Raw genomic sequence first — 19,213 nt, 5'->3', positions numbered from 1 at the left:
TTGCTTGGTCGGTCGGTGGTGGCTCAGGGGTTGGCGAATTGCTGGCGTGCGAGCAGGGCGGCGCCGCGCGCGCCGCCGGCGTCGCCGAACTTGGGCGGCAGGATCGGCGGCACGCGCACGCCGGGGAACAGGTGGCGGCGCATCGCGGCCGGCAATTGGTCGTACAGGTGGGCCAGTTGCGACAGGCCGCCACCCAGCACGATCGCGTGCGGATCCAGCGTCAGCACCAGCGTGGCCAGCGCGTGGCCCAGCAGGTCGGCATGCAGCGCCATGGTCTTGGCGGCGATGGCCGAGCCGGCGCGCGCCTGCGCCACGATGGCCGCCGGCGTTTCATCGCCGCCGCCGAGGTGCAGGTGCAGCCGGGTCATGCCGGGGCCGGACACATAGCGCTCCAGGCAGCCGCGCCGCCCGCAAGGGCAGTCCAGCCCCGGCAGCGCGGCGGCGGCAAACTGCGCGGCCGGCAGCGGCCAGTGGTCCCATCTGCCGGCCACGCCGTTGGCGCCGCGCAGCAGGCGGCCGTCGACGCAGTAGCGCCGCCGGCGCCGGTGCCGATGATGGCGCCGGAACATGGTCGGCTGGCCGTGCGCCGCGCCGCCTTGCGCTTCCGACAGCGCGAAGCATTGGCAATCGTTGCCGATGGCGACCGGGCGCTCCAGCGCATCCTTGAGCGCATGGGCCACGGCACGGCCGTTCAGCGCCGGCACGTTGGAGCTGAGCTGGCGCCCGGTGGCGCTGTCGATCACGCCCGGCAGGCCAACGCCCACCGGCGCCCGCAGACCCAGGGCCTTGTCGGCGCGGCCCACCAGGCCCTGGATCGCCAGCAGGAACTCGGCGAAATCGGTGCCCGGCGTGGCGATGCGTTCGCGGTGGACTTCCTTCAGTTCATGGCCATTCTCGGCAAACGCCACCAGCTCGATCTTGGTGCCGCCGATGTCGATGCCGTGATAGCCGCGTGGTTCAGAATTCGTCATGGCGATAGATGGTGACGCCCTGCACGACACGATTGACGGTGCCGCCGGCGAAAGGATTATCGGGACGCAGCTGCAGCAACGCCGACTGGTGCAGCGCATACTGCTGCGCCATCAGCAGCCACAAAGGCGCCAGCCACGCGTCCGGCCAGGCCGGCGCATCGATGCCGATGTCGGCGCCCGCGCCCACGGTCAGACAGCGGCCCGCCACCTGGTCGCGCTGAAGCTCCAGCAGCAGGTCGTGCTCATAGCGGCGCGACAGTGGATCGGAACTGCGGAACAGCACCACCAGCGTCTCGGCGTTGAGAGCGGCCTTCGGGCCGTGGCGGAAACCAAGTGCGCTGTTGGCCATCGCCAGCACGCTGCCGGCGGTCAGTTCGAGGATTTTCAGCGCGGCTTCCTTGGCCAGCGCCTCCAGCGGACCGCTGCCCAGGTACACCACGCGCGACACGCGCTGCGCGGCCAGTTCCGCCACCGGCGCCGACCACGCGGCCAGCGCTTTTTCGCCCAAGTCGGCCAGCGTGTTGAGACGCTCCGGCTGGAAATCGGGATCGAGCACGCACAACGCCGCCAGCAGCATGCAGGTGAAGCTGGAGGTCATGGCGAAGCCGCGATCGCAGCTGGCGGCCGGCATCATCAGGTTGAAGGTGGCGGCGTCGCCCTCGGCCTGCGTGGCCAGCGCGCCGTCGGCGTTGCAGGTGATGTTGAGGAAGCGCGCGGTAGGCACCATGTCGCGCACCAGTTGAACCGCCGCTGTGCTTTCCGGGCTGTTGCCGCTGCGGGCGAAGGACACCACCAGCGTCGGCGCGCTGCGCTCCAGGTACAGCGCCGGATGCGTCAACAGGCTGGTGGTGGAGATGGCGCGCACCTGGCACGGCCAGGCCGCGTTGATTTCGTCGGCGATAATCTCGCCCACATAGGCCGAGCTGCCGGCGCCGGTCAGGATCACGCGCTGCTGCGGATTGCCCAGGGTGTCGCCGAGGAAGGCGGCGATGCTGTCTTTTTCGGCGGCGAGATGCGCCGCCAGCTCGCGCCAGAGGGCTGGCTGATGGACGATTTCTTCGGCGGTATCGAGGCCGCCGATATCGCGCCAGGCTTGGGGGGCACGCTGGAGTAGGTTGGTCATCGAAAGAATTAGTCTGGTTAAGTCATCGAAAGAATAAGGTCTTATTTTCGAAATGTCAAATTCGAAAGCAAAAAGAAAGTTGCCAAACCGGCGCAGCTTCGCCTGTTGTACCAGTTTTGCCACGTAAACGAAAGTTTGTTATTCGATCAACTATCAATACGAAAGATTTGCTGCATATTTTTAAAATTTTCTCTTTCTTTTTGTTGACCTGCTTTGTTTTTATTCCTAGAGTAATTGCATCGCAACGGTTTTTCTTTCGAGAAGCAAACTATGAAACAGATTTTCGCCACCGCCGCTTTGCTGGCCAGCGCACCCCTGCTGGCCGCACCGATCGGCAATTTGCGCACCGTCACCGCCGGCGCCGGCCAGCAGTGGGACTTGGTCACCGACACCGGCGCCCACATACAGGTTAGCCTGCCGCGCGCCGACGTGCTGCATATTTGGGCCGGCCCCAAATCCGGCCTGACCGGCGCCGGCGACAAGGCCGCGCCCATCGTTGTCGCCACGCCCGCCGCCACGGTGGAGCACAGCGTCAGCGAGCAGGCCGACCATATTCTGATCCGCACGCCGGCCCTGAGCCTGCGCATCGACCGCAAGCCGCTGCGTTTCAGCCTGTTCCGCGCCGGCGACGCCCAGCCGCTGTGGCGCGAGATCCAGCCACTGGAACTGGGCGACAAGCAAAGCGTGCAGACGCTGAGCAGCGACAAGGCCGAGCGCTTCTTCGGCGGTGGCCAGCAGAACGGCCGCTATGAGTTCAAGGGCAAGCAGTTGCAGGTGTCGTACTCCGGCGGCTGGGAAGAGGGCGACCGTCCCAGCCCCGCGCCGTTCTTGATGAGCTCACGCGGCTGGGGCATGCTGCGCAACACCTGGTCCGACGGCAGCTATGACCTGCGCCAGAACGACCAGATCTCGCTGGAGCATAACGAGCCGCGCTTCGACGCCTACTACTTCGTCGGCAAGGACCTGCGCGACGTGTTGGCCCGCTACACCGAATGGACCGGCCGCGCGCGCATGCTGCCGCGCTGGGCGCTGGAATACGGCGACGCCGATTGCTACAACGATGGCGACAACGTCAAGAAGCCGGGCACCGTGCCCAAAGGCTGGACCGATGGCCCGACCGGCAAGACGCCGGACGTGATCGAGACCGTGGCCCGCCAGTACCGCGAACACGACATGCCGGGCGGCTGGATCCTGCCGAACGACGGCTACGGCTGCGGCTATTCGGCGCTGCCGGAGACGGTGCAGGGCCTGGCCAAGTACGGCTTCCGCACCGGTCTGTGGACCGAGAACGGCGTCGAGAAAATGGCGTGGGAGGTCGGCACCGCCGGCACCCGCGTGCAGAAGCTGGACGTGGCGTGGACCGGCAAGGGCTATCAGTTCTCGCTGGACGCGAACAAATCCGCCTACGATGGCATCCTGAATAATTCCGACGGGCGTCCGTTCATCTGGACCGTGATGGGCTGGGCCGGCACGCAGCGCTACGCGGTCACTTGGACCGGCGATCAAAGCGCCAGCTGGGACTACATCCGCTGGCACGTGCCGACGCTGATCGGCTCCGGCCTGTCCGGCCAGGCCTACGCCACCGGCGACGTCGACGCGATCTTCGGCGGCAGCCCGGAGACCTATACGCGCGACCTGCAGTGGAAGAGCTTCACGCCGGTGCTGATGGGGATGTCCGGCTGGGCGGCTGCGGAGCGCAAGCATCCATGGTGGTTCGCGGAGCCTTACGTCAGCATCAACCGCCGCTACCTGAAGCTGAAGATGCGCCTGACGCCTTATATGTACACGCTGATGCGCGAGACGGAGCAGAGCGGCGCGCCGCTGGTGCGTGGCCTGATGTGGGATAACCCGGACGATCCGGCGGCCTACACCGAAGCCTACAAATACCAGTACCTGCTGGGCCGCGACCTGCTGGTGGCGCCGGTGTACCGCAGCCAGGCGGTCAGCCAGGGCTGGCGCCGCGCGATCCACCTGCCGCAGGGCCGCTGGTTCGACTACTGGGACGGCCGCCAGGCCACGGCCGGCAAGGGCGGGCGCGATATCGACCTCGCCGTCACGCTGGACAAGCTGCCGGTGTTCGTACGCGCCGGCGCCATCCTGCCGATGTACCCGGAGATGCTGTACGACGGCGAAAAGCCGAAGGACGTGCTGACGCTGGACCTGTATCCGCAAGGCGCCTCCGAGTTCACGCTGTACGAGGATGACGGCAACACCCGCAAATACCAGGACGGCGCCTTCAGCCAGCAGCTGATCCGCATGAACGCCGCCGACAATGGCGTGCAGGTCGATGTCGAACCGGTGGTGGGCGCCTACGCAGGCCAGCCCGCGCGCCGCGCCTATGCCTTGCGCATGCTGATGCGCCAGCGTCCGGCCGCCGTCGGTACCGGCAGCGCCGTGCTGCCGCCATTGGCCGACCGCGCCGCCTTCGACGCCGCCGCCGAAGGCTGGTACTTCGACGCCGCCGAGCGGCTGGGCACCTTGCACGTGAAGACGGCCTGCCAGGACATCCGCCAGCCGCTGCGCTTCGCGGTGCAGGCCGGCGCCGCGCCAACGGTGGCCGACGATGCCTTCCCGTCCGCGCCGGTGCTGGGCCGCGCCATTCCGGCCGACGCCATGATGGTGATGAACCGTCCATCCGAGGAAGCCGGCTACCCGCTGGAAAACGCCTTCGACAACAACCCCGGCACCTGGTTCCGCACCACGCGCAGCCCGGCGGTGCAGGGCGGGCCGCACGAGTGGGTGATCGGCTTCACCGAGCGCCGCCTGATCGACGGCATCGAGATCGCACCGCGCAACGACCAGCATTGGCAGCACGGCCAGATCCGCGACTACGAAATCTACATGGGCGACAACAACGGCGACTGGGGCCAGCCGATCAAGCGCGGCCAGCTGAAACTACAGAAGGAAGCGCAAATCATCAGCTTCCCGCCGGCCGCCGGCCGCCTGCTGCGCTTCCGCGTCATGAGCACGCAGAATCCCGAAGGCGACGGCGCCTCCGCCACCGATCCAATGGTGACGGCCGTCGGCACGCCCGCCGCGCGCGCCTACAACGCCGCCGTGCCGAGCGAAGTGCAGCCGATCACGCTGTCCGAGTTCCGCGTAATGGCCTACCAGCCGAAGGAAGGCCCGGAAGTGCAGCAGTTCCTGTCCGACCTGGCCTTGCCGAAGAACGTCAGCCGCGATCAGCCGGTCCGCGGCAAGGAGATGCGTATGAACGGCCTGTGGTTCCGCAAGGGCCTGGGCGTGGGCGCATCCAGCCGCGTGGACTTGCAATTGTCCGGCAACTGGAACCTGCTGCGCGCCGACCTGGGCGTGGACGACAGCTGCCGCAGCGCGGGCGGCCTGCAGTTCCAGGTCTGGAGCGGCGAGCGGCTGCTGTACGACAGTGGCCTGATCGCCGCGCCGGCCGTCGTCAAGCCGGAAATCGATGTGCGCGGACTGAGTCAACTCAGCCTGCGCACCCTGGGCGCGCGCGGCGGCAAGCCGGCCCAGGTCTGCGGCAACTGGGCCAACGCGGTCCTGATAGGCACCGAGGGCAGCACCGTCCGGCCGCGCTGACCTCACCTCCGTTTTCACAAGTAAGAGCCCCTCTTCGGACCGGGGAGGGGCGGTTGCAGCCGTAAATAAACCACTAATAACAGGGAGACTATGATGCATATGAAAAAACTGGTGGCAGCGATGATGGCGGTGGGCCTGGCCTCGACTGCGCTGGCAGCCGATGACCTGGACGAGCAGGGACAAAAAAGCGCCAAGGACGACAAGACGATCCCGCGAGTTGAAGTAACCGGCTCCAGCCTGAAACGCATCAACGCCGAAACCGCGTCGCCGGTGCAGGTGGTCGACGCCAAGCAGATCGAAAACATGGGCGCCCGCACGCTGCTGCAAGTGCTGGACAACCTGCCCGCCGCGCGCCCCGCCCAGCAGGACTTCCGCTCGATGTTCACCGGCTCCGATGGCGCCTCGCAGGCCAACCTGCGCGGGCTGGGTGCGCAGGGCACGCTGGTGCTGCTGAACGGCCGCCGCCTGTCGTTCTACGGCGCGCCGGCTGGTTTCCAGACCATGTTCGTCAACATCGACGCCATCCCCGCCGCCGCCATCGAGCGCATGGAGATCCTGACCGACGGCGCGTCGGCGGTCTACGGCTCGGACGCGGTCGCGGGCGTGATCAACGTCATCACGAAGAAGAGCTACCAGGGCCTGGAGGCGCGCGCCACCGCCGACACCTCGACCAACGTCAGCGCCTACGGCGAACGCCAGGCCAATGTCATCTACGGCCTGGGTGACTTGAATAGCGACGGCTACAACGTCTACGGCTCGGTCAACGTCTACCAACGCGATCGCATCGCACTGTCCGACACCTACCTGAAGCGCCCCGACTACTTCTACGTCAACAACCCGACCTTCGTCTCCGGCATGCGAATCGGCACCGGCAGCGAACCGGGCGTGATGAATCCGGGTACGCTGTTCGTCTTCGACAAATCCAAGAACAACGCTCGCACCCAGCGCGCCGTCAACGGCTGCGGCACCTCCATCACCGAGGCCGCAGGTACCCGCTGCGTATGGAACTCGCTGCCGTACCAACTCGATACCGGCCCAACGTCGGACCGCGTGACCGGCTACCTCAGTGGCCGCATGAAGCTGGGCGGCGACCTGGAAGGCTTTGCCGAAGCGGCCTACACGCACATCAAGCTGCGCGGCGAGAACGGCCCGCGCAGCTTCAACAGCGGCAGCACCAGCAACTGGTTCGCGCGTAACACCGGCACCACGCTCAATACCTTCGTCACGCCGTATCTCGGCCCGAACAACGTCTACCTGAAGGGCAAGCTCGATGCCGACATGGCGGCCAAGATGGGCGGCGCGGCGGGGCTGAACTACATCATGCTCGACGCGCCAGGCCACTTCGGCCAGACCAACGAGGACGACAACTACCGAGGCCTGGTCGGCCTGCGCGGCAGCATCGGCGGCGGCTGGGACTTCGAGACGGCGCTCAGCGTGGCGGGCAGCCACTCGACGCTGTTCCAGACGATTAACATCAACACCCAAGGCTTCGCCAAGGCCTTCGGCCCGTTCACCACCGACGCGGCCACCGGCCGCACCTACATCGCCGACAACCCGGCCTACAAGTTCGGCGAAATCAGCGACGCCAACGGCGCGCTGTTGCGCGCAGCCTATCCGACCTTCGACATCCAGTCCTGGACCAAGTTGATCACCTGGGACGGCAAGATCGAAGGCACCATCGCCAAGCTGGGCGAGCGTGAAGTGCGCGCCGCCTTCGGCGTGAACCTGATGCGCGAGAGCTTCTACACGCCGGGCAATCAGGACGCGGCCAACGGCTATATCACGCAGCAGGGTGGTTCGTGGTTCGATGGCCAGCGCAACGTGGCCGCCGTATTTGGCGAAGTGGTGGTGCCGGTCACCGACACGCTGGAAGTGAACGCCGCCGCGCGCCTGGATAAATACCCGAACTTCGCCGCCAACCTGGCGCCCAAGATCGGCGTGCTGTGGCGCGCGCGTCCCGAGGTGATGGTGCGCGGCACCTACTCGGAAGGCTTCCGCGCGCCCAACCTGGCCGAATCGGGCAGCGGCGGCGTGTTCGCGCAGGTGGGCGGCATCCGCGACACCGTGCGCTGCGACGAGACCAACGCGATGGCCAAGCTGCTGATGAAGTCCGTCACGCCGGCCGAGGCGGAGCTGGGCAAGAACCTGCTCAATTCGAATTGCTCCACCACGGTCGGCGGCCTGACGCCGCCCAACCCGCAGCTGCGTCCGGAGAAGGCCAAGATCTCCACCGCCGGCCTGGTGCTGCAGCCGGCCAAGGATGTCAGCATCTCGGTCGATTACTGGTTCGTCTATCGCCGCAACGAGATCGTGCGCCAGGACTTCAATGAACTGTTCACGCAACTGGTGGATAAATACGGCCCGGCGCTGGCCGGCACCGCCGCCGCGATCCGCAACCCGATCTCCGACGCGGACCGTGGCAACATGGCCGCCGTCGCCGCGATGTGCAACAACCCGGCCAACACCGCTGCCTGCGCAGGCGGCGTGCCGAAGTACTCGGTCGGTAACCTGGGTGGCTTGATCAACTCCTACTCGAACCGTGGCCGCACGCTGCTCGACGGGATCGACGTCGACGCCCGCACCCGCTTCTCGCTGGGCGAGTACGGCAAGTTGAACACCGGCGTCTCGGCCACGATCCGCCGGCGCGAGACCTACAACTCCGAAGACGGCACCGGCTTCACCGGCAACGTGGTCGGCTTCTACGACTCGCCGCGCGTGCGCGCCACCTTCAATGCCGACTGGGCGTACCGTAACTTCGTCACCAGCATGTTCGTCAACTACACCGGCAAGACCAAGTGGGCTTACGGCCCGTGGGACAAGGACAACACGCCGGAAAGCTGCACGGCCGCCTCGGTCGCGCTGCCGGAGAACCTGTGCGGCGGCGCACCGTCGTACTACACGGTCAACCTGGGCCTGAACTGGAAGCCGATGAAGAACCTGGAGCTGGGCCTGAACATCAAGAACCTGCTGAACAAGCAGCCGACTTACGATCCGAACGGCTGGGAAGGTTACAACCACAGCCAGAACCTGTTCGGCCGCATGTATTCGTTCTCGGCGAATTACAAGTTCTTCTGACCCGCTACAATCAACGATCACTTCCAAGGAAGAACCGATGGACAGACAATTCAATCGACGCGATTTCCTCACCGCTGGAGCCGCGCTTGCGGGCAGCCTGATGCTGCCGAAGGCGTTCGCCGCCACCCGTGAGCGGGTCCGCATCGGCATGATAGGCACCGGCATGCGCGGCCAGGTGCTGCTGCAGGAGCTGCTGCGCCGCGACGACGTCGAAGTCGCCGCACTGTGCGACATCGAGCCGCTGATGCTGGGCCGCGCGCTCAAGCAGGTGGAAAAATCCGGCAAGGCCAAGCCCAAGACCTTCGGCGAGGACCGCGATCCGCAAGCCTACAAGCGCATGCTGGACGCCGGTGCGCTGGACGGCGTGATCATCGCCACGCCGTGGGAATGGCACGCGCCGATGGCCATCGCCGCCATGCAGGCCAAGGTGCCCGTGGGCTGCGAGGTGGTGGCCGGCATCACGCTGCAGGACCACTGGGATGTGCTGAACACGCAGCTCAAGACCAACACGCCGTATATGCTGCTGGAGAACGTGTGCTTCCGCCGCGATGTAATGGCGGTGCTGCAGATGGTGCGTTCCGGCTTGTTCGGCGAGCTGGTACACCTGCAGGGCGGCTACCAGCACGACCTGCGCGCGGTGAAGTTCAACAGCGGCGATCCGGCCAAGCCGTATGGCGGCGGCGTGGAGTTCGGCGCCGGCGGCTGGTCGGAGGCCAAGTGGCGCACGGCGCATTCGGTGCAGCGCAACGGCGAGCTGTATCCCAGCCACGGCATCGGCCCGTGCGCGATGTACACCAACATCAACCGCGGCAACCGCTTCACGCGCATCAACAGCTTCGCCACCAAGGCGCGCGGGCTGCACGACTACATCGTCAAGCAGCCCGGCGGCGCGGCCAGTCCGAGCGCGAAGGTGCAGTTCAAGCTGGGCGACGTGGTCACCACCACGCTGGCCTGCGAGAACGGCGAGACCATCATGCTGCAGCACGACACCTCGCTACCGCGCCCGTATTCATTGGGCTTCCGCGTGCAGGGCACGGACGGGCTGTGGATGGACGTGAACAATTCCATCCACATCGAGGGCAGGAGCAAGCCGCACCAGTGGGAGGATTTCCAGGCCTACCAGGACAAGTACGACCATCCGCTGTGGCGCAAGCACGCCAAGGACGCGGAGGGCGCCGGCCATGGCGGCATGGACTTCTTCGTCATCCAGTCCTTCATCGAAGCGCTGAAGGCGAGGGCGCCGATGCCGATCGATATCTACGATGCGGTGACGTGGAGCGCCATCTCGCCGCTGTCGGAGCAGTCGATCGCGCAGAACTTCCAGACGCTGGACTTCCCGGACTTCACGGTCGGGGCCTGGAAGACGCGCAAGCCGATCTTCGCGCTGTAAGGTAGGTTACAATCTGCTGCGCCTAAACTTAGCACCAGCAGATTGAAACCTACATGCCATCACGCCGCCTTTCCCTTGCCGCTTTAACCATCCTCGCAGCAGCCGCCATCGTCGGCTGCAAGACCAATCCTTCGATTGAAACCCCTTCGGCGCCGCTGGCGGTGCCGGAGCCCCTGCCGCCCAAGAAGATCAAGATCGGCCTGGCGCTGGGCGGCGGCGCCGCGCGCGGCTTCGCCCACATCGGCGTGATCAAGGCGCTGGAGGCGCAGGGCATCTACGCGGACATCGTGGTTGGCACCAGCGCCGGCAGCGTGGTCGGCGCGTTGTACGCGGCCGGTAACAGCGGCTTCCAGCTGCAGAAGGTGGCTATGGAGATGGACGAGGCGGCGATCTCCGACTGGGCCGTGCCGCTGTTCGGCAAGAGCTCCGGCGTGCTGAAAGGCGAGGCGCTGCAAACCTACGTCAACAAGGCGGTCAACAACCAGCCGATCGAAAAGTTGAAGATCCCGTTCGGCGCGGTGGCGTCGGACTTGAAGACCGGCCAGCCTATCCTCTTCCAGCGCGGGAACACCGGCATGGCGGTGCGGGCGTCGTCGTCGGTGCCGGGCGTGTTCCAGCCGGTGGTCATCAACGGCCGCTCCTACGTGGACGGCGGCCTGGTGGCGCCGGTGCCGGTGCGCTTCGCACGCGACATGGGCGCGGACTTCGTCATCGCCGTGAACATCTCGACCCAGGCCGACGTGCAGGCCACCGTCAGTTCGCTCGACGTGATCATGCAGACCTTCAGCATCATGGGTCAGCGCATCAACCAGTACGAATTGAAGGATGCGGACATTGTCATCTCGCCTAGCCTGGGCAAGATGGCGGGCAACGACTTCGCGGGCCGCAACCAGGCGATCCTGGCGGGCGAGCAGGCCGCCGCGCAGGTGATGGGGCAGATCAAACAGAAACTGGAAGCGAAGCGCAAGCCATAGCGGTACAATATCCGGTCCAATAATAAGGAAGAACACATGCAAACCAAACCATACCTGTCGCTCGCCGACATCAAGAAGATCGCCGCCGGCGCCGAAGCCGAGGCAGTGGCCCATAATTGGCCGGTCGTGATCGCCATCGTGGACGACGGCGGCCATCTGCTGTGGCTGCAACGCCAGGACGGCGCCGCGCCGCTGTCGTCGCACATCGCCCCCGCCAAGGCGCGCGTGTCGGCGCTGGGCCGCCGCGAATCGAAGATCTACGAAGACATGATCAACAACGGCCGCACCGCCTTCCTGAGCGCCCCGGCGCCGATGGCCGACGGCCTGCTGGAAGGCGGCGTGCCCATCATCGTTGACGGCCACGTGGTCGGCGCCGTCGGCGTCTCCGGCGTCAAGTCGGCCGAGGATGTACAGGTCGCCAAGGCCGGCATCGCCGCGCTGAACTAAGCAACGCCGTGCCACAAGAATGCCGCCTGGCTCAAAACCAGGCGGCATTTTCTATTGGAGAATCGAGGCAGCATGCAGACCGCATGTCTATAATGTGATATCGCCAGCGATATCGCTGCGATGCTGTGACGGTGAGTACGGCAAACCAGTATTATCAGTGCCTTGCTTGACGACGTGTCCGTTTGGGAGGCGTATTTGCGAGGAGAGGGTGATGGCCGCAAAAAGTGATAGCAAAGTTCGGGCAATTCTTGCTCGTCCTTATGTGCGCAGACTCCTGCCGGACGAAGCGGGTGGCTACGCCGCCTATATCCATGAGTTTCCAGGATGCGTTGCCGAGGGCAAGACTGCCGATGAGGCATTGTTTAATTTGGATAAGGCTGCCGCGTCATGGCTCGCAGTAACGCTTGCACATGGACAGCCGATTGCCGAGCCGATTCAACCATTTGATTTCAGCGGGAAGGTTGCGCTACGCATTCCACGCGGCCTGCATCGGGATGTCGCGGAACTTGCGCAATTGCAGGGGTGTAGCATTAACCAATTGCTGTCCGTCGCGATCTCCGATTATGTGGGGCGGCAGGGCTTGCCACAGCTGCCGGCCGAGTCGACACCAAAGTCCAGCGCCAATATTGCAAGTAAATAAAGCGCCCCCGCCAGTGGGGAATTTGCAGGTATTTCGCCGGCGGTCCATTGCCAAGCAGGGGAGATTTGGTTATAATTCAAAGGTTTAGCCAATCTCACCTCTACCGTAGCGACTACCACTCACTCCATCATCAATTGACCTTCCACCCCGGCCTGCGACGGCGGGGGACACACGACGGTCGTCTGACGTGGCGCAGCTACGGTAACTTTATCAGGAGTTGCCCTTGCCGCCATTTTTTTCTGGCCCCGCCGTTCCAGCCATACTGGCCCTCGCTGACGGAACCATTTTCAAAGGTTTTTCGATCGGCGCCGCCGGCCATACAACCGGCGAAGTGGTCTTTAACACTTCCATGACCGGCTATCAGGAAATCCTGACCGATCCTTCCTACAGCCGCCAGATCGTCACGCTGACGTATCCGCATATCGGCAATACCGGTGTCAATCCGGAAGACGTCGAATCCACCAAAGTCCACGCAGCCGGTTTAATCATCCGTGACCTGCCGCTGATGGCCTCCAATTTCCGCTCGACCCAGTCGCTGTCCGATTACCTGAAGGCCGAGAACATCGTCGCCATCGCCGGTATCGACACCCGCAAGCTGACCCGCATCCTGCGCGAGAAGGGCGCTCAATCCGGCGCCATCCTGGTGGGCACGCAGGGCAACGAGCCGTCCGCGTCGCAAGCGCTGGACCTGGCCCGCTCCTTCCCCGGCATCACCGGCATGGACCTGGCCAAGGTTGTCACCGTCAAGTCGCAGTACGAGTACACCGAAACCGAATGGACGCTGGGCGAAGGCTACGGCAAACTGACGGATCCTAAATTCCACGTGGTCGCCTACGACTTCGGCGTCAAGCGCAACATCCTGCGCATGCTGACCGCGCGCGGCTGCAAGGTCACCGTGGTGCCGGCGCAGACCAGCGCCGCCGACGTGCTGGCCCTGAACCCGGACGGCGTGTTCCTGTCGAACGGCCCAGGCGACCCTGAGCCATGCGACTACGCGATCGCCGCCGCCAAGGTCTTCATGGAGAAGAAGCTGCCGCTGTTCGGCATCTGCCTCGGCCACCAGATCATGGGCCTGGCCTCCGGCGCGAAAACGCTGAAGATGAAGTTCGGCCACCACGGCGCCAACCACCCGGTGCAGGACCTGGACAGCAAACAAGTGCTGATCACGTCCCAGAACCACGGCTTCGCCGTCGACCCGGACACCCTGCCGGCCAACTGCCGCGTAACCCACAAATCGCTGTTCGACGGTTCGCTGCAGGGCTTCGCCCGCACCGACACGCCGGCCTTCTGCTTCCAGGGCCACCCTGAAGCATCGCCCGGCCCGACTGACGTCGCTTACCTGTTTGACCGCTTCATCGGCATGATGGAAGCAACGGAGAAAAAATAAGATGCCTAAACGTACAGACATTAAAAGTATTCTGATTATTGGCGCTGGCCCGATCATTATCGGCCAGGCTTGCGAGTTCGATTATTCCGGCGCACAGGCCTGCAAGGCGCTGCGCGAAGAGGGCTACAAAGTCATCCTGGTCAACAGCAATCCAGCGACCATCATGACCGACCCTGAAATGGCCGACGTCACCTACGTCGAGCCGATCACCTGGCAAGTCGTCGAGCGCATCATCGCCAAGGAAAAGCCGGACGCGATCCTGCCGACCATGGGCGGCCAGACCGCGCTGAACTGCGCGCTGGACCTGCATCGCCACGGCATCCTGGACAAGTACAAGGTTGAACTGATCGGCGCCACGCCGGAAGCCATCGACAAGGCCGAAGACCGTTCCAAGTTCAAGGACGCGATGACCAAGATCGGCCTCGGTTCGGCCAAGTCGGGCGTCTCGCACACCATGGAAGAATCGTGGGCCGTGCAGCGCACGCTGGGCTTCCCGGTCATCATCCGTCCGTCGTTCACGATGGGCGGCACCGGCGGCGGCATCGCCTACAACGAGGAAGAATTCGAGACCATCTGCAAACGCGGCCTGGAAGCTTCGCCGACCTCCGAACTGCTGATCGAAGAATCGCTGATCGGCTGGAAAGAGTACGAGATGGAAGTGGTGCGCGACAAGGCGGACAACTGCATCATCATCTGCTCGATCGAAAACCTGGATCCGATGGGCGTGCACACCGGCGACTCGATCACCGTGGCGCCTGCGCAAACGCTGACCGACAAGGAATACCAGATCATGCGCAACGCCTCGCTGGCGGTGCTGCGTGAGATCGGCGTCGACACCGGCGGCTCCAACGTGCAGTTCTCGATCAACCCGGCCGACGGCCGCATGATCGTCATCGAAATGAATCCGCGCGTATCGCGTTCGTCGGCACTGGCGTCGAAGGCCACCGGCTTCCCGATCGCGAAAGTGGCGGCCAAGCTGGCCGTGGGCTTCACGCTCGACGAACTGCGCAACGAGATCACCGGCGGCGCGACCCCTGCCTCGTTCGAACCATCGATCGACTACGTCGTCACCAAGATCCCGCGCTTCACGTTCGAGAAGTTCCCGACCGCCGACCACCACCTGACCACGCAAATGAAATCGGTCGGCGAAGTGATGGCGATCGGCCGCACCTTCCAGGAATCGTTCCAGAAAGCGCTGCGCGGCCTGGAAGTGGGCGTCGATGGTCTGAACGAAAAAACCAAGGACCGCGAGAAGATCGAAGAGGAACTGGGCGAGCCTGGTCCTGAGCGCATCTGGTACGTGGGCGACGCGTTCGCGCAAGGCTTCACGCTGGAGGAAGTGCACAACCTGACCAAGATCGACCCGTGGTTCCTGATCCAGATTAAAGAGATCGTGGACCTGGAACTGTGGATGGACACGCAGAAGCTGGAGCAGATCGACCGCAACACGCTGTACAAGCTGAAGCAAAAAGGCTTCTCGGACCGCCGCCTGGCCTTCCTGCTGCAGACCGATGCCAAGACCGTGCGCGCCAAGCGCCATGAGCTCAACATCCGTCCCGTGTACAAGCGCGTGGACACCTGCGCGGCGGAGTTCTCGACCAACACCGCCTACATGTACTCGACCTACGATGAAGAGTGCGAGTCCAACCCGACCGACAAGAAGAAGATCATGGTGCTGGGCGGTGGCCCCAACCGTATCGGCCAGGGTATCGAATTCGATTACTGCTGCGTGCACGCGGCGCTGGCGATGCGCGAAGACGGCTACGAGACCATCATGGTCAACTGCAATCCGGAGACCGTGTCGACCGACTACGATACCTCCGACCGTCTGTACTTCGAATCGCTGACGCTGGAAGACGTGCTGGAAATCGTCGAACTGGAAAAACCGGTCGGCGTGATCGTGCAGTACGGCGGCCAGACCCCGTTGAAGCTGGCGCTGGACCTGGAAGCGAACGGCGTGCCTATCGTCGGCACCTCGCCGGACATGATCGACGCCGCCGAAGACCGCGAGCGTTTCCAGCAGCTGCTGCACAAGCTGAACCTGCGCCAGCCGCCCAACCGCACCGCGCGCACCGAAGCCGACGCCCTGGCGCTGGCCCAGGAAATCGGCTACCCGCTGGTGGTGCGTCCTTCCTACGTGCTGGGCGGCCGCGCGATGGAAATCGTCCACGAGCAGCGCGACCTGGAGCGCTACATGCGCGAAGCGGTCAAGGTATCGCACGATTCGCCGGTGCTGCTGGACCGCTTCCTGAACGACGCCATCGAGTGCGACGTCGATTGCATCTCCGACGGCGAAACCACCTTCATCGGCGGCGTGATGGAACACATCGAGCAGGCCGGCGTGCACTCGGGCGACTCGGCCTGCTCGCTGCCGCCGTACTCGCTGGCGCAGGAGACCATCGATGAACTGAAGCGCCAGACCGCGCTGATGGCCAAGGGCCTGAACGTGGTTGGCCTGATGAACGTGCAGTTCGCGATCCAGAAGCAGGAACGCGACGGCGTCATGCACGACGTGGTCTATGTGCTGGAAGTGAACCCGCGCGCATCGCGCACCGTGCCGTTCGTGTCCAAGGCCACCGGCCTGCAGCTGGCGAAGATCGCCGCGCGCTGCATGGTCGGCCAGACCCTGGCGCAGCAGGGCATCACGCACGAAGTCGTGCCGCCTTACTTCAGCGTCAAGGAAGCCGTGTTCCCGTTCGTGAAATTCCCGGGCGTCGACACCATCCTCGGACCCGAGATGAAATCGACCGGTGAAGTCATGGGCGTCGGCAAGACCTTCGGCGAAGCCTTCGTCAAGTCGCAGATGGGCGCCGGCATCAAGCTGCCGAAGTCGGGCAAGGTGTTCCTGTCGGTGAAATCGTCGGATAAGCCACGCGCCGTGAAAGTGGCGCGCGACCTGGTGGATATCGGCTTCACGCTGGTGGCGACCAAGGGCACGGCGGCCGTCATCGCGGCGGCCGGCATCCCGGTCACGCCGGTGAACAAGGTGGTCGAGGGCCGTCCGCACGTGGTCGACATGATCAAGAACCACGAAATCGTCCTGGTGATCAACACGGTGGAAGAGAAGCGCAGCGCCATCACCGACTCGCGTGCCATCCGCACCTCGTCGCTGGCCTCGCGCGTGACCACCTACACCACCATCGCCGGCGCGGAAGCGGCGGTCGAAGGCATCCGTCATTTGGACGAGTTGCAAGTGTACGATTTACAAGGGCTGCATAAAACCTTACACTAAGGTTCTTTCGTCGCCTCGGTGACGGGAAACAGTACCTTTTAACCACAGAGCTCGCGCTGCAGGTTGGCGTGGCCTCTGTGGTTTTCCATTGTAACAACAGAGTAAATATAAACATGACTTCAGTTCCACTTACCAAGTTCGGCGCAGAGCTCCTGAAAGAAGAGCTGCACCAGTTGAAGACCAAAGAACGCCGTATCGTGATCGACGCGATTGCTGAAGCGCGTTCGCATGGCGACCTGTCGGAAAACGCCGAGTACGACGCCGCCAAGGAACGCCAGGCGTTCGTCGAAGGCCGCATCGCCGAACTGGAAGGTAAGCTGAGCGCAGCACAGATCATCGATCCAACGACGCTGGACGCCGACGGCCGCGTGGTGTTCGCGTCGACCGTGGACCTGGAAGACCTGGAATCGGGCGCGAAAGTGACCTACCAGATCGTCGGCTTGGACGAAGCGGATCTGAAACTGAGCAAGGTGTCGGTGACCTCGCCGATCGCCCGCGCGCTGATCGGCAAGTCGGCCGGCGACGTGGTGGAAGTGCAGGCGCCGTCCGGCCCGCGCGAATACGAAATCCTGGAAGTGCGATACATCTGATGCTGCTTGCGCGTACACGTTTGCTGGTCGCGACGCTGTGGGCGGGCAGTTTGTGGGCGGTCGGCTATCTGGCCGCGCCGACGCTGTTCGCCACGTTGAGCGACCGGGTGCTGGCCGGCACCATTGCCGCCAGTCTGTTCAAGAACCAGGCCTGGCTGTCGATCGGCTGCGCGCTGGTGATGCTGGTGCTGCTGTGGGTGAGCAAGGGCGCGGAGACGGGCGGCATCTTTGCCGGTTCGGCCGCCAACTCGGCCGCCAAGACGCGCCGCATGCTGCTGCTGATCGTCTCGACGATGCTCGCTTGCACGCTGGTGTCGCACTTCGGCCTGCAGCCGATGATGGCCGCCTTGCGTGCCGCGGCGGGGCCGGGCGGTGTGATGGATGGCGCCGCTCAGAACGAGTTCGGCATGTTGCACGGCATTTCCAGCAGCATCTACCTGGTGCAGAGCTTGCTGGCCGCGTGGCTGGTGGTGAAACAGTAATACAGTAATAACAGTTTCGTCCTTTCCCAGGCGGGAAAGGACGATGCAGCTGGCTTATTTCGAGCCCAGTGCGCTCTTCTTGGTCGACTTTTGCAGTGGCTTGGCGCGTTTGATATTGCCGCCTTGGGTCACGCGTTCATTCCCCTTGAGCAGTACCTTGGTCACCGACGGACGCTTGGTGCCGCTTGGGCTAGGCTTGACGATGGTCACTTCGCGCAGGCCCTTGCCGGAGGTCGAACGGGCTTTTTCCGTTTCCACTTTCGGACGGTACAGCACCAGCAGCTTGCCGATGTGTTGCACCGGGGCCGCATCCAGTTTCTCGCAGATGGTGTCGTACATTTCGGCGCGGGCCTCGCGGTCGTCGCCGAACACGCGGACCTTGATCAGGCCGTGCGAGTCCAGTCCCAGCGAAATTTCCTTGAGGACGTTGGCTGTCAGGCCAGCCTCGCCGATCAGGACGATGGGCTTGAGACCATGCGCTTCGGCGCGCAGAGCGCTGCGCTCAACAGGTGTAAGTTTTTGCATAATATATTTTTAGTGGTTCCCTTAAAGGCAGTATTCTACGCGAATGAAGAAGAAGAAATTAAACAAAAACTGGTTGCACGACCACATTAACGACCCTTACGTGAAATTGGCGCAAAAAGAGGGCTACCGCGCCCGCGCCGCTTTCAAGCTCAAGGAGATCGATGAGGACGAGCACCTGATCAAGCCCGGACAGGTCATCGTCGACCTCGGCTGCACCCCCGGCAGCTGGGGGCAGTACACGCGCCGCAAGCTGGCCGGCAAGGAGGGCGGCGGCATCAACGGCACGCTGATCGGTCTGGACCTTCTGCCGATGGAGCCGATCGCCGACTTCCACTTCATCCAGGGCGATTTCCGCGAGCCCGAGGTGCTGCAGTTGTTGGAAGATCATGTCAAAGGTCAAAAAGTCGACCTGGTGCTGTCGGACATGGCGCCCAACCTGTCCGGCATCCCGGATTCGGACGCCGCCCGCATGGAACATCTGATCGATTTGGCAATTGAATTTTCCCAGGCTCATCTGAAACCGACCGGCTCGCTGCTGGTGAAATGTTTTAAAGACATGGGTTTTAACGATATCGTGCTTAAATTCCGCCGCGAATTCAAAACCGTGATCCAGAAAAAACCGAAAGCCAGCCGCGACAAATCCTCCGAGATTTTCCTGCTGGGGCGCGGCCTGAAAAATCCGACCGAGGGCATGAGCTCGTCGCAACCGCTGGAATTGGACGATTTCCCCCCGGTTCGCCCTTGATATTTGACGCATGGGCCGCACATCGGCACGGTGACGATCAGTTTTGACTTGATCGCACCGGTATTTTGGTCAAA

Annotated in this window: 14 protein-coding genes; 11 read left to right on the top strand and 3 right to left on the bottom strand. The window is 63.9% G+C overall.

The window, feature by feature from the left end:
* Positions 1-23: 23 nt before the first annotated feature.
* Positions 24-971, bottom strand: coding sequence for an ROK family protein (locus tag HUX88_RS29565; protein WP_176364070.1), 948 nt, complete (start codon positions 969-971; stop codon positions 24-26).
* Entirely contained in the window at positions 958-2,094 is a 1,137-nt protein-coding gene (locus HUX88_RS29560) for an SIS domain-containing protein (RefSeq protein ID WP_176364069.1), read from the bottom strand. Before HUX88_RS29560 ends, HUX88_RS29565 begins: the two co-directional genes overlap by 14 nt.
* A gap of 270 nt (positions 2,095-2,364) precedes the next feature.
* Here HUX88_RS29560 and HUX88_RS29555 point away from each other — a divergent pair, with 270 nt between their 5' ends.
* The 10 genes from HUX88_RS29555 to HUX88_RS29510 all read left to right on the top strand — a co-directional run bounded on the left by HUX88_RS29555 (position 2,365) and on the right by HUX88_RS29510 (position 17,869).
* Positions 2,365-5,652 (top strand): TIM-barrel domain-containing protein, encoded by a 3,288-nt coding sequence (locus HUX88_RS29555; protein ID WP_176364068.1) that lies wholly within the window; start codon positions 2,365-2,367, stop codon positions 5,650-5,652.
* A gap of 93 nt (positions 5,653-5,745) precedes the next feature.
* A complete protein-coding gene (locus HUX88_RS29550) occupies positions 5,746-8,727 on the top strand; it encodes a TonB-dependent siderophore receptor (RefSeq protein ID WP_176364067.1) in 2,982 nt (993 codons plus the stop codon).
* Between the two features lie 37 nt (positions 8,728-8,764).
* Positions 8,765-10,117 carry a Gfo/Idh/MocA family protein gene (locus HUX88_RS29545; protein ID WP_176364066.1) on the top strand — a complete coding sequence of 451 codons (1,353 nt, stop codon included), beginning with the start codon at positions 8,765-8,767 and terminating at the stop codon, positions 10,115-10,117.
* Between the two features lie 53 nt (positions 10,118-10,170).
* Complete coding sequence (locus HUX88_RS29540) at positions 10,171-11,091, top strand: patatin-like phospholipase family protein (protein ID WP_176364065.1); 921 nt, start codon at positions 10,171-10,173, stop codon at positions 11,089-11,091.
* A 36-nt stretch (positions 11,092-11,127) separates the two neighbouring features.
* The gene (locus HUX88_RS29535) at positions 11,128-11,538 is read left to right on the top strand and encodes a heme-binding protein (RefSeq protein WP_117009896.1); all 411 of its coding nucleotides are present in this window, start codon (positions 11,128-11,130) and stop codon (positions 11,536-11,538) included.
* Between the two features lie 211 nt (positions 11,539-11,749).
* Positions 11,750-12,178, top strand: a complete 429-nt coding sequence (locus HUX88_RS29530) for a toxin-antitoxin system HicB family antitoxin (RefSeq protein ID WP_176364064.1) — start codon at positions 11,750-11,752, stop codon at positions 12,176-12,178.
* Positions 12,179-12,401: 223 nt separating this feature from the next.
* A complete protein-coding gene (carA, locus tag HUX88_RS29525; RefSeq protein ID WP_117009898.1) occupies positions 12,402-13,565 on the top strand; it encodes a glutamine-hydrolyzing carbamoyl-phosphate synthase small subunit in 1,164 nt (387 codons plus the stop codon).
* Position 13,566: 1 nt separating this feature from the next.
* Positions 13,567-16,797 (top strand): carbamoyl-phosphate synthase large subunit, encoded by a 3,231-nt coding sequence (carB, locus tag HUX88_RS29520; RefSeq protein ID WP_176364063.1) that lies wholly within the window; start codon positions 13,567-13,569, stop codon positions 16,795-16,797.
* A gap of 113 nt (positions 16,798-16,910) precedes the next feature.
* Entirely contained in the window at positions 16,911-17,387 is a 477-nt protein-coding gene (gene greA / locus HUX88_RS29515) for a transcription elongation factor GreA (protein WP_117009900.1), read from the top strand.
* Positions 17,387-17,869 carry a DUF4149 domain-containing protein gene (locus HUX88_RS29510; protein WP_176364062.1) on the top strand — a complete coding sequence of 161 codons (483 nt, stop codon included), beginning with the start codon at positions 17,387-17,389 and terminating at the stop codon, positions 17,867-17,869. The genes greA and HUX88_RS29510 overlap by 1 nt, the downstream gene beginning before the upstream one ends.
* Before the next feature lie 54 nt (positions 17,870-17,923).
* Here the strand turns inward: HUX88_RS29510 and HUX88_RS29505 are convergent, their stop codons facing one another.
* A complete protein-coding gene (locus tag HUX88_RS29505; protein WP_117009902.1) occupies positions 17,924-18,394 on the bottom strand; it encodes a YhbY family RNA-binding protein in 471 nt (156 codons plus the stop codon).
* A gap of 43 nt (positions 18,395-18,437) precedes the next feature.
* On the opposite strand from HUX88_RS29505, the gene HUX88_RS29500 reads away from it, so the two are divergent.
* Positions 18,438-19,139: an RlmE family RNA methyltransferase gene (locus HUX88_RS29500; protein WP_117009903.1), complete on the top strand. Its 702-nt coding sequence runs from the start codon at positions 18,438-18,440 to the stop codon at positions 19,137-19,139.
* Positions 19,140-19,213 lie beyond the last annotated feature (74 nt).

The organism is Duganella sp. BJB1802, from assembly GCF_013369445.1.
In the GTDB taxonomy this organism is placed as follows: domain Bacteria; phylum Pseudomonadota; class Gammaproteobacteria; order Burkholderiales; family Burkholderiaceae_D; genus Rugamonas; species Rugamonas vulcania_A.
Note: the sequence above shows the minus strand (reverse complement) of the source record. Positions and strands in the feature narration are given on the sequence as shown.